Genomic DNA, 15,335 nt, shown 5'->3' on the forward strand with positions numbered 1-15,335 from the left:
ATTTTCGAGATTAAAACATTTCCGAGCGATTGCAACCCGATTTGATAAGCTTGCACGAAATTACCAGTCTATGATTTACATTGCTTGCATGTTTATTTGGTGTAAAGCCAAATGAGGACACGCCCTAGGCAATAACTGTATTACTAAGATTTACTAATTTTAAAAAGCATTCCCACAGGGGACTGATGTATTTCCTTGTTTTGTTGAATCAAATTTTGAAATCTGTGAGGTATTTCTTTTAGCTTAGGTGCATCAAGAAATTGATTTGCCACTAATGCAGCCACTCCCCATGCAGGTGTACCAGTCAAAGCAGCACTAATTTCAATCCCGCCCATTACAATCCAAGAACCAATATCATGTCCAGCAAATTTCCAATTTTTAGCTTTTAACTCATCCAGTTTTTTTCTATGATTTTCAAAACTGTTTTCAATATTTTCTAAAATTTGATCCCTTGTTCTAAAAGAATTCGTGGGGTTAGTATGAACTAACTCTTGAATATTGTTACCCAAAATATTTCTAATTTCTTCAAGTGCTCCTTGTTTTCTAAGTTCCAATAAAGATTCCGAAGGAATATTACCGAGCCAAGGCAAATCTGTTTGAGATAAATCTGTTAAGCCTTTAAGAATATGAAGATCTCCCGAATGATAGTATTCTTGAGCTTGACCAGCATCATACTCCAACTTCCAATTTAAGAACCTCCAAGATGTTTCCACATCCATGATAGGGGTTCCTGATAATTGTCTTGCTTTAAGCAAAAGCTCATTACTTACACTCATTCTTCCAAGAGCTTGATTGAAAATTAATAACCCTGGCTCTCCTCTACCAATTGCTTTCATTTCATCAGAACCTAATGCCCTGTTAAATTGTGTATGCAATGGTTCTTTCCATTCACTATCAAATAGCACTCTATTTGGATCTTTGATTTCCTTAATTGTATTTTCAACAGTATCCAAACTTATGCAGAACTCTGTAAACTCCTCAATACTCTCAAACTTTCTACCGAATATTTTTTCTGCATGTATTAGTGCATCAAGATTAGCTATATGATTAAGAAAGTCTCTACCATTATCTTCCAAATTAGGCATGTCAGGTAAGATAACTACAATCGGCTTACCATTCTCAACACATGCTAAATCCCTGTATTTTAGAATATTCATAGCATGTTTTATTAAGTAATAAACTTTTCTATCATCAGGATAATGTTCAAAAACAATTTTTGATCGTACAAAAGGATCAGGTAGCACAATAGTATCTGAATAAATCCCACATTTTGATGCTATATTTTCATCATGAGCAGGAAATAAATCTCCACCATACACCCCTGTTATTTGTTCATGACTATCTTCCATATGCCAATAAGCAATATCGCCTAAATTCCTCCAAAATTCATAAATAGCTTCAAGAAAATCGGGAAATTGCTTAATAATTGAATTTACGAAGCTTGGTTTACTGGATAAGAATTCGGCAATATGACCTGGTGTTACATTTGCTTTTAACATCTGCTGATAAAAATGATCAAAATTAGTAAAAATAAAGTCGAAATATAAATTTTGTATTTCAAATAAAGAATATTTCTTTTTTAACTTATCTCTTGTATCTAATTGTTCCACTACCAATGCCATTGATCTAATACTGGCATCTACCGATTCCAGTATGATTTCTCCTTTATCATCATATCTAATATTACTCAGACTTTTTGTTATGGAGTCTCTTAGATGTTCTGCGACGTGAATTTTTCCAGCTTCAAGATTTTTTTGTAGAATTTTCAACCTTTCTTTAAGCCTAGTTCTATATTCTTCCTGTTCTGGAATACCCATCATTAAGGTGCTCTTTTTAATGTAAATTATTTATATAGATAGAGGTGAAATAGATGATTTCAATAAGTTAAATATACTTTTTATTGTTTACTATAGGCTTACGTTGCATAAACGCCAAAAACAACAAAGCCCTGACAATGTCAGGGCTCAGTGCTTGTAATTTGGCGGAAGCGGTGAGATTCGAACTCACGGAGGGGTATAAGCCCTCGTCGGTTTTCAAGACCGGTGCATTAAACCGCTCTGCCACGCTTCCATGTGCGCCATCATACGGAGCTTTTCCTCACCTGACAAGTGAAAATTACAGTGAATGCAATCAACTGCATATAGTTTCATCAAATCCTTACAATCTGGCTGCCAGTTCAGCACCTTCACGAATCGCACGTTTGGCATCCAGCTCTGCCGCCAGTTTGGCACCGCCAATAATATGATACTTGGCTATAGTTTTTTGACCTTCAACAGGCATGATTTCTTTCACTGATTCCTGACCGGCACATACCACAATCGTATCTACGCGTAGCAATTGGTCATGTCCGTCCACTTCAATCCATAAGCCTTCATCAGTAACCGACTTATACTGCACCCCACGCAGCATACGTACACCATGTTTTTTCAATTGTGCGCGATGTACCCAGCCTGTGGTTTTCCCTAGACCAGCACCAAGTGGTGTGGTTTTACGTTGGAGCAGATAAATTTCCCGGACTGGTGCTTCAACCTCCGCAGGCTGCATCCCCCCTTCCGTTACATAATTTGGATTTGGATCTACTCCCCATTCACGCTTCCATTCCTCTACAGGCATTGGCTGGGGTTGCAATGGCGGTTTTAGCAAAAATTCAGATACATCAAAACCAATCCCTCCTGCACCAATCACGGCAACTCGATCTCCGACAGATGCTCCATTCAACACTTCGGTATAGGACAAGACCTGTGGCGCATCACTACCCGCGATCTTTAAGGCGCGTGGTACAACACCAGTCGCTACAATCACCTCATCAAAACCTTCACGTTCCAGCTGTTCACGATTGACCCTGGTATTCAGACGTAATTCAACCCCTGTCTTTTCTATTTGAACCTTGAAATAACGAATGGTTTCATGAAATTCTTCTTTACCTGGCACTACTTTGGCCAGGTTGAACTGGCCACCAACATCGTTCGTCGCTTCAAACAGGGTCACCTCGTGACCACGTCCGGCAGCCACCGTTGCCGCTGACATACCTGCAACGCCACCACCCACAACTGCAATCCGTTTCGGTTTTTTGGTTTTGACATAAACCAGTTCAGTTTCATATCCAGCACGCGGATTCACTAAACAGGTAGCACGCTGGTTTTTAAACGTATGGTCGAGACAAGCCTGGTTGCAGGCGATACAGGTATTGATCTCATCAACACGGTTGGTCGCTGTTTTATTCACCCAGAAAGCATCTGCCAGTAAAGGACGTGCCATTTGCACCATGTCCGCCTGCCCTGATGCCAGGATTTCTTCAGCAGTATCTGGCATATTGATACGATTCGATGCAATCACCGGAACAGTAACATTTTTCTTTACTTCTGCAGTGTACTCGACGAAAGCAGCTCGTGGCACAGACGTAACAATGGTTGGAATACGTGCTTCATGCCAGCCGATCCCGGTATTAAGTAAAGTAATTCCGGTCTTCTCTAATGCTTTAGCGACGGTAATGACTTCCTGCATGGTATTGCCATCATGCACCAGATCCAGTAAAGACAGACGGAAGCAGATAATAAATTTTTCACCAATCTCGGCCCGAATCGCTTTGACAATTTCCACCGCAAAACGCATCCGGTTTTCGATCGAACCACCCCAGCGATCATTACGCTGATTAACATGACGACTCAGGAACTGGTTAATCAGGTAACCTTCTGAACCCATGATTTCCACACCATCATAGCCGGCTTTTTTTGCCAGACTGGCAGTTTTTACATAGTCCTGAATAGTATCCAGAATCTGTTTTTCTGAAAGCTGGCGTGGTTTAAAAGGAGAAATCGGTGACTTGATTGGACTCGCTGAAACCACAAAAGGTTGGTAGCCATAACGGCCGGCATGCAGGATCTGCAACAGGATTTTGGCACCATGCTTATGCACGGCATGGGTTACCAGTCGATGCGGAGCAATATCTCCCAAGGTATTCATGGTTCCACCTGCAGGCAGTAACCAGCCCTGACGGTTTGGAGAAATACCACCCGTGATGAGCAGCCCTACCCCACCTTTGGCACGCTCGCCAAAATAAGCTGCCAGTTTGGGATAATTATAGAAACGATCCTCCAGCCCGGTATGCATTGAACCCATCACCACCCGGTTTTTAATCGTGGTAAATCCCAGATGAAGCGGTTTTAAAATATTCGCATAACGAGTCGTTGTCATGGCTATTCCCTTTGATGATGGCTTTGCAACTTGTTGCATATTACTCTAGCGTGTTTTTTATTTTTGTTTATGGCATTTTTACAAAATTATTGCTTTCTCAGGTCAACTCAGGCCTCCCACTGTTTCGCCGAGCTTTTCCATAATGCAATTGCCCCCAGTACTGTTCCTACAGGAAAACTCAACAGCATCAGCACCGCCATAATTCGGGAAAGTGTACGTCCCTCGCCCTGACCTTTCTTAACTTTCAGAGCTGCCTGAATATTGAAATAGATCAATACCAGCATTAATAGAATGACAAATCCCAAGCTGATGGTTGAAGCGGTTCTTTGCTGAGATTCAAGATAAAGAAATACTGCGCCACTAAAGATCAACAGGCCGGCATAAATGCCATGCAATACAGACAAAGTCTGATTACGCTCATGCAGTCGTGGCAGCTGTGGCGGGGTGATACTTGAATTCATAAGAGATTCCTAAAAAATTGTTATTGTTAGTTTTATCGTATCAGGACCAGATCATGATCTCTACCTGGCATATTAAAACCCAAGACTGGATCTAAATCAGTAGTTTTTCGATCTATGGCAACATCCGTACAACCTGTATTTTTCCAATGTTTTATAGATAAAAAAATGCAGTGCGAGCACTGCATGAGGTAGGCCAGATCATATTGTTATTGTTGTTATTCCCAGTTTTCCTGCTTATTTCCAGTATTTCAGCTTTGAGCTATGCCCAATACCGACATTAAAACTATTGGTCGGGTCCAGCTTCTGGTAATGGTTTTTTAATGCCGGTTTGGCAATGTAGAGATGTCCTACATTATGTTCAGCTGGATATTCCGCACCACGATCATCCAGCAGCTTCCACATGGCATGTTCCATTTTCAGCGGATTAACCCCTTTTTTCACGATATAATCCTGATGAAATACATGGCACAGGAAGTGACCATAATAAAGTTTATGTAAGATCTGCTCTTCCATCTCCTGTGGCAGAGTTTCTACCCATTGGCGGTCATTCCGACGCAGCGCAATATCCAGCGCCACAATATCTTCCACTTCACTTAAATGGGTATCACGGTAACGAATTGCTGCACCTGCTACGGCAAAACGGTGCAGGAAGGCCTTGCGACCTTCTTCTTCAGTACACAGGAAATAATTCCCGGTCGGATGGGCCTTAAAGTAGCCTTCAAAGAATGCCTGTACCTGTACCACATCCTGATTTTCAATTCTGAGAATCAGATGATGCTCATACAGATCACGGTATTCGTTCATGCGTTTTGGCAAATGTGATGGCAGCATTTTACTGATCATTTGCAGAATTTTGTCGCTTAAACCACGTAGCCCCATTTTCTGCAATATCCCATCAACCTTGTCTTTCATGGCAAATGCGGCAGGCACTTTGGCAGTACCAAATTTTTCAATGAACATAAAAGTGTCTTTGCCGTATTCCGCACCGATGTCATAAGCCACACGGTGAATATATTCTCCAGCAATCGGCAGACGCGGCAGATCTTTGAGCAAAAAACGACGGATTTCCGTCAGGTCATCATGCGAGTTAGTGCCGACATAGAACACTTGGCTTGGGATTTTTTCAAAAGTATCCAGACGTACTGCAAAAACACACACCTTGCCCGCAGAACCAGAGACTTCAAACAGACGGCTTGGATCTGCATTGAAACGTGCCGGAGTATCAGCATCAACCTGGCGCACATCCTGACTATAACGATGATCGGAAGCACAGCGATGTTCCTGCTGCTGGATATCCTGCTCATTATATTGTTTCTGCTCCAGATTTTTCAGAATCTCTTCCGGACTATGACCCAGATGGATACCGAGATGATTCACCAGCTCCAGTTCGCCATGTTCATTGACACGCGCATACAATGCCAGTTCAGTATAGGCCGGCCCACGGCGAACCAAGGCTCCACCGGAGTTATTGCATACGCCACCCAGCACCGAAGCACCGATACAGGATGAACCAATCACCGAATGCGGTTCACGGTTAAATGGCACTAGCTGTTTTTCCAGTGCATCCAGTGTTGCACCCGGCAAACAGACAACCTGTTTGCCCTCCTGGATCACCTGAATGCCTGCCAGACGGCGAGTACTCATCACAATCACCGGACGGTCATATTCACCAAACGGTGTTGAACCACCCGTCAGACCGGTATTGGCAGCCTGCATAATCACGATACAGTCGGCTGCAACAGCAATTTGCAGGACTTGCCATTGTTCCAGCAATGAACCCGGAGTGACGACCGCAAACACCTCACCTGAACCATAGCGTCGGCCCTGTCGATACAGACGCGTATCATTATCGTCGGTCAACACATGTTGCTGGCCGACCACAGCAACCAGTTTGTTTAAGGTCGCAGTAGCGTCAAATGAGTTTTGCATAGTGGAGCCCCGTTTCATTTTTATGGCTATCTTTTTATAAAGTCAGCCATCAGCATGTTTTGGATTTTTAATCTTGAATAGATGAAATAGCAGCAATTCTGTTGTTCCGCATTGCTCTAGGATGACGATCATGTTGAGTCGTCATCCTGATTGGTTTTATTGTGAAATTTCGCGATCCAGCTTGACCAGACAATCCTGTGTAATGTCAGCAATGGTCTTGGCCCCTGTTAAGGTCATGGCAACACGCATTTCCTTGTCGATCAGATCAAGAAGGTTGCTGACACCTGCACCGCCTGCAGCACCCAATGCATAAACGAAGGCCCGACCGAGCATACAGGTGTCCGCACCCATTGCCAGCATACGCACCACATCCAGACCATTACGGATACCAGAGTCGACCAGGATTTTCAGTTCACCTTTTACCGCATCAGCAATTGGTGGCAAGGCACGTGTGGTAGATAACACACCATCTAGCTGACGACCACCATGGTTGGATACTACGATGCCATCCGCACCGAAACGCACAGCATCTTTAGCATCTTCAGGATCCAGAATCCCTTTGATCACCATTGGACCATCCCAATAGTCACGGATCCATTCCAGATCTTTCCAGGAAATAGAAGGATCAAAGTTGGCACCCAACCAGCCGATATAATCTTCAAGACCTGTCGGTTTACCAAGGTATTTCGAGATATTACCCAAGTCGTGTGGACGGCCCATCAAGCCGACATTCCAAGCCCAGTGTGGATGCATGCAAGATTGCATATAACGGCGCATCGCTGCATTTGGTCCACTCATGCCAGAATGTGCATCACGGTAACGTGCACCCGGCACTGGCATATCCACGGTAAAGACCAGCGTTGAACAACCCGCAGCTTTGGCACGTTCCAAGGCATTTTTCATAAAACCGCGGTCACGCAGGACATAGAGCTGGAACCACATTGGGCGCTGGATCGCCGGTGCCACTTCTTCGATTGGACACACAGACACTGTAGAGAGCGTAAATGGAATACCTTTTTGGTCTGCCGCAACGGCTGCCTGCACTTCCCCACGACGTGCATACATACCGGTCAAGCCTACAGGTGACAAGGCCACCGGCATCGACAGGGTTTCATCAAATAATTTAGTTTCCAGATTTAGCGCTGACATGTCATTCAGGACACGTTGACGCAGCGCTACTTTTGATAAATCTTCTACATTGCGCTTCAGCGTGTATTCTGCATAAGCACCACCATCAATATAATGAAACAGGAATGGTGGAAGACGACGTCGTGCGGCTTCACGGTAATCATTTGCAGAAGAGATAATCATAATTTAGATCCTGTTTAATCGGCTCATACGCTGCTGACGGGCTTCATCCTCATCAATCGTGCGTACTTGCTGAATGACAAACTCAATGTGTCCACAAACTGCCTGACGTGCAGCTTCTGGATCTTGACGCTCAATTGCGGCCATCACCTTAAAGTGCTGGTCCTGCAACTGATCAAAACGGTGGGCCTCGGAATAGACCTTGCGTCGTCCGAGTACCACATTAAATTGCAGCAGGTCGAACAGACTGCGCATCAACTGGATCAGCACCACATTATGCGATGCTTCGGCAATGGCAAGATGAAAACGGGCATCTGCGCGGGCTGCTTCATCGTCATCACCCAACAGCTGATAATGTGCAATCTGGTCATAACACTGTCTGATTTTTTTTATATCATCGGGTGTGGCGCGCTGTGCCGCATACCAGGCTGTACCGCCTTCCAGAATCAGACGAGACTCCTGAACATCAAAACGGTATTCAGGATCGACATCCATCAGGTCACTTAAAGGCTGCACAATATGATGCTGTGACCAGTGATTCGGCAGTTCTTGCAAATAAGTACCGGCACCAACACGGCTCACCAGCATGCCCTGGCTAACCAGATGTTGCAGCGCTTCTCGCAACGAAGAGCGCGACACACCTAACTGTTCACATAATTTACGTTCTGCGGGCAAACGGTCCCCGACCTGCATATGATTTTTTTCAATCAGATTACGCAGACTTTGTACGACTTTATCAGAGACTTTCATTGCATCGCCCTCAGTATGGTGTTATGGAATCATCCATGGGAACACATAAGCTTGTAAGGTGATAATGATACCGATCATCACCGTGAAGGTGATACTGTGTTTTACGGTAAAGCGGAATAAATCCGATTCTTTACCGACAAGACCTACTGCGGCACAGGCAATTGCAATCGATTGTGGTGAAATCATTTTACCGGTTACACCACCGCTGGTATTCGCAGCCACCAGTAATACTTCAGGTACACCGATCTGCTGGGCCGTAGTTGCCTGTAGAGCCGAGAACAATGCGTTTGCTGAAGTATCAGACCCTGTCAGGAATACACCAACCCAACCCAGGAATGGTGAGAAGAACGTAAACGCTTGTCCGGTATGTGCCAGGGCTAATGCCAAGGTTGCTGACAAACCGGAATAATTGGCAATGAAAGCAAATGCCAATACCATACCAATTGAGTAAATCGGTGTTTTCAGCTCATTTACCGTTTCAGCAAAGGTCGCTACTGCGTCTTTCGGTTTCATTTTCAGGTAAATGATGGTGATGATTGCAGCGATCATGATCGCTGTACCCGTCGCTGACAACCAGTCAAATTTATAGATCGCGTCGTAGTCTTTCGCTTCAGCGACCACCGGCGGCAACTTTTGAATCATTTGATGCAGGAAAGGCACTTTAATGGAAATTACTAAATCACTTAAAGCCCCATCTTTGGCAAACAGATCTTTAAATGGTTTGATGCTCCATAAAGTTACCATGGCAGTCAGTACCGCAAATGGCGACCACGCTTTAATAATTTGACCGATGCTATATTTTTGCTGGCTTGCCAAAGCAATGTTGCTATCGACTTGTTGTTCATTATCAAAACGGAAAATATGTTTTGGCTGCCAGAACTTGAGTAATACCGTTAAGCTCACCAAAGATGCAATCGCTGCAGTGATATCGGGTAATTCAGGACCCACATAGTTAGCAGTCAGGAACTGCGCCAGGGCAAAAGAACCACCACCGACTAAAATTGCAGGCCAGGTTTCTTTCACACCACGCCAGCCATCCATGATTGCCATAATCCACACCAGTACAATGGGTACCATGATTGGCAATTGACGTCCTACCATCTGGCTGATTTCCATGGTGTCTACGCCTGATACCTGACCAGCGACAATAATCGGAATCCCCATCGCACCAAAAGCCACAGGTGCAGTATTCACAATCAGACATAAACCCGCAGCATACAGCGGTTTAAATCCAAGACCTACTAATAATGCAGCAGTAATCGCAACCGGTGCGCCAAAGCCTGCAGCACCTTCCAAGAAAGTACCAAAAGCGAAGCCGACCAATAACATTTGTAAACGCTGGTCTTCGGTTAATGACAGGATCGATGAGCGAATAATGTCAAATTGACCGGTCTTCACTGAAATCTTGTAAAGGAATACGGCGCCAATAATAATCCAGGCAATCGGCCACAAGCCGTAGAAGAACCCATAGACCATGGAAGCCAATGCCATAGTGACTGGCATTTTGTAGAGGAACATTGACACCAGAAATGCCAAAGCCACAGTAATCGTTCCTGCTACATTGCCCTTCATTCTGAAAACAGCAAGAGCAAGGAAAAAGAATACGATTGGAATAAGGGCGATCGCGCTGGAAATCCAGATATTTCCGATTGGATCGTAAATTTGTTGCCACTGTTGAAGCATTCTCTACTCCTTGAAATGCTTGTTTATTATTTCATTACAGGACATGTCCAAAAGATTATTGGTATGACCAATTTAACATTAAACAGACCAATCTCGGTCTTTTATCCAGCCAAAGTTAATGAAATATTTAAAATACCGCAACAGTTAAATCATTAAAATATAATTGGTATGACCAATTTTTTATATTAAAAGATGGAATTCAATATGAGCGAAAGCTAAGCAACATCCGGTATTTAACAGGTTGAAAGGAGCAAAAGTTGAGATAAAATGAAGCCTATAGAACTTTAGTCTTAGTCCGCTTTAAAACCCTGGATTTGGCTAATTCAAGGCCATTTGTGATGGCTCTCTTTGCATTAGATTGTTTATTTTTTTGTCTATTTTTTAAATTTTGCATTTTTTTTGCGAAAACTTGCCATTTGAAAGGTGTTACAATATCTGCATTCAAAATTCTCCTTGGCCACCAATATAAGTGGTGCCTATATTATTCTATCGTTAGGATTAACAATGTCTGATAATGCAACTATCTTACAGAATGTACCTGTAGGCAAAAAAGTTGGTATTGCCTTTTCTGGTGGTCTAGATACTTCAGCAGCCCTATTGTGGATGAAACAAAAAGGCGCAGAACCTTATGCATATACTGCAAACCTGGGTCAGCCTGATGAAGATGATTACGATGCCATTCCAAAGAAAGCTGAAGCCTATGGCGCAGTAAAAGCACGTTTAATTGACTGCCGTTTACAGCTTGCATTAGAAGGTATTGCTGCAATTCAATGTGGCGCGTTCCACATCTCAACTGGTGGTGTTCCTTACTTCAACACAACGCCACTAGGCCGTGCAGTAACAGGGACAATGCTTGTTACCGCAATGAAAGAAGATGACGTGAACATCTGGGGCGATGGCTCAACCTATAAAGGTAACGACATCGAGCGTTTCTACCGTTATGGTTTGTTGACTAACCCAAATCTTAAAATCTATAAGCCTTGGTTAGACCAGACGTTTATTGACGAGCTTGGTGGCCGTGCTGAAATGTCTCAGTTCCTGATCGACAACGGCTTTGACTACAAAATGTCAAAAGAGAAAGCTTACTCAACTGACTCAAACATGTTAGGTGCAACTCACGAAGCCAAAGATCTTGAATACCTGAATGCAGGCATCAAAATCGTTGACCCAATCATGGGTGTTGCGTTCTGGAAAGAAGAAGTTGAAATCAAACCTGAAGAAGTGTCGATCACTTTTGAAGAAGGCTTCCCAGTTGCAATCAACGGTCAACGTATCGAAGATCCTGTTGAGTTCATTCTTGAAGCGAACCGTATCGGTGGCCGTCATGGTCTAGGTATGTCGGATCAGATTGAAAACCGTATCATTGAAGCGAAATCTCGTGGTATTTACGAAGCTCCGGGTATGGCGCTGCTTCACATTGCTTATGAACGTCTGGTGACGGGTATTCATAACGAAGACACCATTGAACAATACCGTATCAACGGTCTTCGTTTGGGTCGTCTTCTTTACCAAGGTCGCTGGTTCGATTCTCAAGCGCTTATGCTTCGCGAAACTGCTCAGCGTTGGGTTGCGAAAGCGGTTACAGGTACTGTAACTTTAGAACTACGTCGTGGTAATGACTACACGATTATGAACACTGAATCTGAAAACCTGACATACGAAGCTGAACGCTTAACGATGGAAAAAGGTGATTCAATGTTCTCGCCAATGGATCGTATCGGTCAGTTAACTATGCGTAACCTGGACATTACGGATACGCGTGCAAAACTGGGTATCTACACAGGTGCGGGTTTACTTGCAGTAGGTACCGGTTCAGCTGTTCCACAATTAAAAGACAAAAACTAAGTTTTAGTTGTGTCAAAAAAACCGCGCAAATTGCGCGGTTTTTATTGTCTGTAATTCAGGAAAAATTTAACTGATATGCAGCGGTTTTGAATTTGCCGAAGCAATGCTCTGATAATAAATCTGATTGCGCCCCAGTTGCTTGGCACGATACAGTGCCTGATCTGCAATGCCAAGTAATTCATCTTTGGTTATGGCTTGCTCACCACGATAAACCGTAATGCCTAGACTTACCGTAATCTGCTTGGATACCAAAGATTTTTCATGTGGTATTTCCAGACGTTCAATTGCTTTAAAGATATTGGTAGATACTGCATAAGCCCCATGCGCATCAGTTTCTGGAAGCAGCACCACAAACTCCTCACCTCCATAACGTGCAACAAAGTCCATATGCCGGATCGCATTCTTGATAGTTTTGGCGATGGTCGAAATCACATTATCACCCTTTTGGTGTCCATAAAAATCGTTATAGTTCTTAAAGAAATCTACATCGATAAATAAAATAGCCAAAGAGCTTTCCTGACGCTGAGCGGTAGAAAAGTAAATTTCCAGCATTTCATCAAAGGTACGGCGATTCGAGATTTTGGTCAGCTCATCATGCTGGCTCAGATGTAACAGTTCGGTATTGTGAATCCGGTGAATCTGCTCACTGATCCGCGCCCGCATGGAATAAAGAAAAATCATCCGTTCACGTGCAAAAATCATATGACTAATAACAAAACCGAGCAGGCAACTTCCCAACAGAATTCGGCCAAATACCAAAAGATTAAAGTTAGCCCCAACCAGGGTCAGGCAAATAATCGTAGTTCCAGCTGCCAATACACCAGTGATCATCATCTGAATCGGCTTGACACCAGTAAGGATATAACCCAGCACATAAATAATGGTGACAATTGCCATGGATTGATGTTGCAAGGCTGCGGTCTGAATAGACATAGTCAGACATGAAGTTGAAACCAGTGCCCAGAATATCAAGACCAGTGAAGCAGGCTGAAAAAAAGGTTTTAAGCGTTCTAAACTTGAGAATAAATAGAAAACAAATAAACTAATTCCGCCATTAATAATACCTATTAAAGACAATACAAAATCATGTACAAAATATTGTTTATCGATGATCCAGTAATCGGTAGGAATAAGGATAAGGATGCCGATAAAATAGATTAATAATCCTGCCCAGACATACTGATCGGTGTGCTTACGGGCACGTTCCAGATTTTTGGTCCAGAATTCATCTTCAAGCGGTTGAGGAAAAACTCGGCTCAATTTCTGCCCAGCAATAAGCTCTTCGACTTTTTCCTTTTGATCCTGCAGTTTTGCTAAATTATACTTATATTCCATGGCAAGCATGTATGTAATTTTTTTAGTGTTTTTAAAATAACATACTTTTTTAAATTAATTCATAGTTAATGCATCTTTTGTCAGTATTTCACATTACCATTTTCGGTATAGATGCATTATCATTCATATTATTTCTCTGATTGAATTCGCCTTGAATACGATTACGATTCTCCAGCCAGATGACTGGCACGCTCACTTACGTGATGGTCTAGCACTTAAACGTACTGTTCCTGATCTAGCTCAACAATTTTCCCGCGCAATCTGTATGCCAAATCTGGTTCCACCAGTAAAAACCGTGGAAGAGGCAAACAGCTATCGTGAACGCATCATGGCGCATGTGCCGGAAGGCTGCAACTTTGACCCACGCATGGTGTTGTACTTCACCAATAATACTTCACCTGCCGAAGTTAAAAAAATCAAAGAATCTGAGTATGTGAATGCCATCAAGCTTTATCCTGCTGGTGCGACTACAAACTCGGATAGCGGTGTAAGCGATATTTCTAAAGTGTATGCAGTAATTGAGCAGCTTGAAGAACATCAGGTACCTTTATTGCTACATGGCGAAGTCACGCATAACCATGTCGACATTTTTGATCGTGAAAAACGTTTCCTGGACGAAGTACTTTCTCCATTATTAAAACAGTTCCCGAAGCTGAAGCTGGTGCTTGAACATATCACCACCAGTGAAGCGGCAAACTTTGTCCTGGAACAGGACCGTAATGTGGCTGCAACAATTACGCCACAACATTTACTGTTTAACCGTAATGACATGCTGGTTGGCGGGGTGAAACCGCATTTCTATTGCCTGCCGATTTTAAAGCGCCAGACGCATCAGCAAACTCTGCTGGAAGTCGCAACGAGTGGGAATCCAAAATTCTTCCTCGGAACTGACAGTGCGCCGCACTCAAAAAATGCCAAAGAAAATGCATGTGGTTGCGCAGGATGTTATAGTGCGCCCACTGCAATTGAACTTTATGCTCAGGCATTTGATCAGGTCGGCAAAATTGACCGTCTGGAAGGTTTTGCGAGCCACTTTGGTGCTGACTTCTATGGCCTTCCTCGCAATACCAATACCATTACTCTGGTAAAACAAGATCAAGTGATTCCTGAGAGTCTGGACTATTTGGATGGTGAACAGATTATTCCGTTATATGCGGGTAAAACCATTCAATGGAGAAAAGTGTGACAAATGAAACTCTCCCAGTCATTGGTCAACGTTTCCGTGGATTCCTGCCTGTTGTTGTCGATGTAGAGACAGCGGGCTTTAATGCACAAACTGATGCCTTGCTGGAAATCGCTGCCATTCCTATTATTTTTAATGAGAAAGGTGAATTTGTGCCGGGCCCTGCTCACCATGCACATATCAATCCATTTGAAGGGGCAAACCTTGACCGCCGTTCGCTGGACTTTATTGGGATCGATCCCTCTAATCCGATGCGTATTGCAATGGCCGAAGATGAGAAAACTGCGCTTAAACGTATTTTTAAATCTGTCAATGAAGTACGCCGCCAGCAAAACTGTACCCATGCCGTTCTGGTCGGTCATAACGCCCATTTCGATTTAGGCTTTGTACAGGCAGCTATTGCACGTACAGGAACCAAAAACCAGAACCCTTTTCATAGTTTTTCTGTCTTCGACACAGTGACTTTGAGCGCGGTGATGTTTGGTCAAACAGTACTGGCAAAATCCTGTATTCAGGCCGGTATCGAGTTTGATGGCAAAGAAGCCCATTCTGCGTTATACGACACGCAGAAGACAGCTGAACTGTTTTGCTATATTTTAAACAAACTCACCCCACACCTGCTTGACACTTTGGTGGCGGATCAATAA

Annotated in this window: 11 protein-coding genes, 1 tRNA gene and 1 pseudogene; 4 read left to right on the forward strand and 9 right to left on the reverse strand. The window is 43.4% G+C overall.

The genetic code is table 11. From position 1 onward, the window contains the following. Positions 1–115: pseudogene (locus C3420_RS17255) on the forward strand (IS5/IS1182 family transposase); the annotation flags it as partial. Between the two features lie 28 nt (positions 116–143). Here C3420_RS17255 and C3420_RS09815 read toward each other — a convergent pair. The 8 genes from C3420_RS09815 to lldP all read right to left on the reverse strand — a co-directional run bounded on the left by C3420_RS09815 (position 144) and on the right by lldP (position 10,325). Further along, positions 144–1,820, reverse strand: a complete 1,677-nt coding sequence (locus C3420_RS09815) for a hypothetical protein (protein ID WP_228152958.1) — start codon at positions 1,818–1,820, stop codon at positions 144–146. A 159-nt stretch (positions 1,821–1,979) separates the two neighbouring features. Next, positions 1,980–2,070 (reverse strand) — tRNA-Ser (locus tag C3420_RS09820). Between the two features lie 87 nt (positions 2,071–2,157). After that, positions 2,158–4,194, reverse strand: coding sequence for an NADPH-dependent 2,4-dienoyl-CoA reductase (locus C3420_RS09825; protein ID WP_103800402.1), 2,037 nt, complete (start codon positions 4,192–4,194; stop codon positions 2,158–2,160). Between the two features lie 107 nt (positions 4,195–4,301). After that, positions 4,302–4,655 carry a hypothetical protein gene (locus C3420_RS09830; RefSeq protein ID WP_008303621.1) on the reverse strand — a complete coding sequence of 118 codons (354 nt, stop codon included), beginning with the start codon at positions 4,653–4,655 and terminating at the stop codon, positions 4,302–4,304. A gap of 234 nt (positions 4,656–4,889) precedes the next feature. Next, positions 4,890–6,584, reverse strand: coding sequence for a D-lactate dehydrogenase (dld, locus tag C3420_RS09835; RefSeq protein ID WP_103800403.1), 1,695 nt, complete (start codon positions 6,582–6,584; stop codon positions 4,890–4,892). 156 nt (positions 6,585–6,740) lie between these two features. Further along, the gene (gene lldD, locus C3420_RS09840) at positions 6,741–7,895 is read right to left on the reverse strand and encodes an FMN-dependent L-lactate dehydrogenase LldD (RefSeq protein ID WP_103800404.1); all 1,155 of its coding nucleotides are present in this window, start codon (positions 7,893–7,895) and stop codon (positions 6,741–6,743) included. A gap of 3 nt (positions 7,896–7,898) precedes the next feature. Then, the gene (gene lldR / locus C3420_RS09845; RefSeq protein ID WP_004810656.1) at positions 7,899–8,642 is read right to left on the reverse strand and encodes a transcriptional regulator LldR; all 744 of its coding nucleotides are present in this window, start codon (positions 8,640–8,642) and stop codon (positions 7,899–7,901) included. A gap of 21 nt (positions 8,643–8,663) precedes the next feature. After that, positions 8,664–10,325 carry an L-lactate permease gene (gene lldP, locus C3420_RS09850; RefSeq protein WP_103800405.1) on the reverse strand — a complete coding sequence of 554 codons (1,662 nt, stop codon included), beginning with the start codon at positions 10,323–10,325 and terminating at the stop codon, positions 8,664–8,666. Between the two features lie 504 nt (positions 10,326–10,829). Between lldP and argG the strand changes: the two genes are divergently transcribed. Then, positions 10,830–12,170, forward strand: coding sequence for an argininosuccinate synthase (argG, locus tag C3420_RS09855; RefSeq protein ID WP_004810660.1), 1,341 nt, complete (start codon positions 10,830–10,832; stop codon positions 12,168–12,170). Between the two features lie 66 nt (positions 12,171–12,236). On the opposite strand, the gene C3420_RS09860 is transcribed toward argG, so the two are convergent. After that, complete coding sequence (locus C3420_RS09860) at positions 12,237–13,505, reverse strand: GGDEF domain-containing protein (protein ID WP_171294462.1); 1,269 nt, start codon at positions 13,503–13,505, stop codon at positions 12,237–12,239. A gap of 151 nt (positions 13,506–13,656) precedes the next feature. Here C3420_RS09860 and pyrC point away from each other — a divergent pair, with 151 nt between their 5' ends. Further along, on the forward strand, positions 13,657–14,691 hold the full coding sequence (pyrC, locus tag C3420_RS09865; protein ID WP_004810663.1) for a dihydroorotase: 1,035 nt from the start codon (positions 13,657–13,659) through the stop codon (positions 14,689–14,691). Beyond that, positions 14,676–15,335, forward strand: a complete 660-nt coding sequence (gene rnt, locus C3420_RS09870; RefSeq protein WP_008303612.1) for a ribonuclease T — start codon at positions 14,676–14,678, stop codon at positions 15,333–15,335. The genes pyrC and rnt overlap by 16 nt, the downstream gene beginning before the upstream one ends.

The organism is Acinetobacter sp. ACNIH3, from assembly GCF_002918965.1.
Classification (GTDB): domain Bacteria; phylum Pseudomonadota; class Gammaproteobacteria; order Pseudomonadales; family Moraxellaceae; genus Acinetobacter; species Acinetobacter schindleri.

What these genes read in the sequence shown, in the direction of transcription:
- C3420_RS09830 (WP_008303621.1), bottom strand. Translation starts at nt 4,655, where the DNA reads ATGAATTCAAGTATCACCCCGCCACAGCTGCCACGACTGCATGAGCGT.
- C3420_RS09860 (WP_171294462.1), bottom strand. Translation starts at nt 13,505, where the DNA reads ATGGAATATAAGTATAATTTAGCAAAACTGCAGGATCAAAAGGAAAAA.
- rnt (WP_008303612.1), top strand. Translation starts at nt 14,676, where the DNA reads ATGGAGAAAAGTGTGACAAATGAAACTCTCCCAGTCATTGGTCAACGT.
- argG (WP_004810660.1), top strand. Translation starts at nt 10,830, where the DNA reads ATGTCTGATAATGCAACTATCTTACAGAATGTACCTGTAGGCAAAAAA.
- dld (WP_103800403.1), bottom strand. Translation starts at nt 6,584, where the DNA reads ATGCAAAACTCATTTGACGCTACTGCGACCTTAAACAAACTGGTTGCT.
- lldR (WP_004810656.1), bottom strand. Translation starts at nt 8,642, where the DNA reads ATGAAAGTCTCTGATAAAGTCGTACAAAGTCTGCGTAATCTGATTGAA.
- lldP (WP_103800405.1), bottom strand. Translation starts at nt 10,325, where the DNA reads ATGCTTCAACAGTGGCAACAAATTTACGATCCAATCGGAAATATCTGG.
- C3420_RS09825 (WP_103800402.1), bottom strand. Translation starts at nt 4,194, where the DNA reads ATGACAACGACTCGTTATGCGAATATTTTAAAACCGCTTCATCTGGGA.
- C3420_RS09815 (WP_228152958.1), bottom strand. Translation starts at nt 1,820, where the DNA reads ATGATGGGTATTCCAGAACAGGAAGAATATAGAACTAGGCTTAAAGAA.
- lldD (WP_103800404.1), bottom strand. Translation starts at nt 7,895, where the DNA reads ATGATTATCTCTTCTGCAAATGATTACCGTGAAGCCGCACGACGTCGT.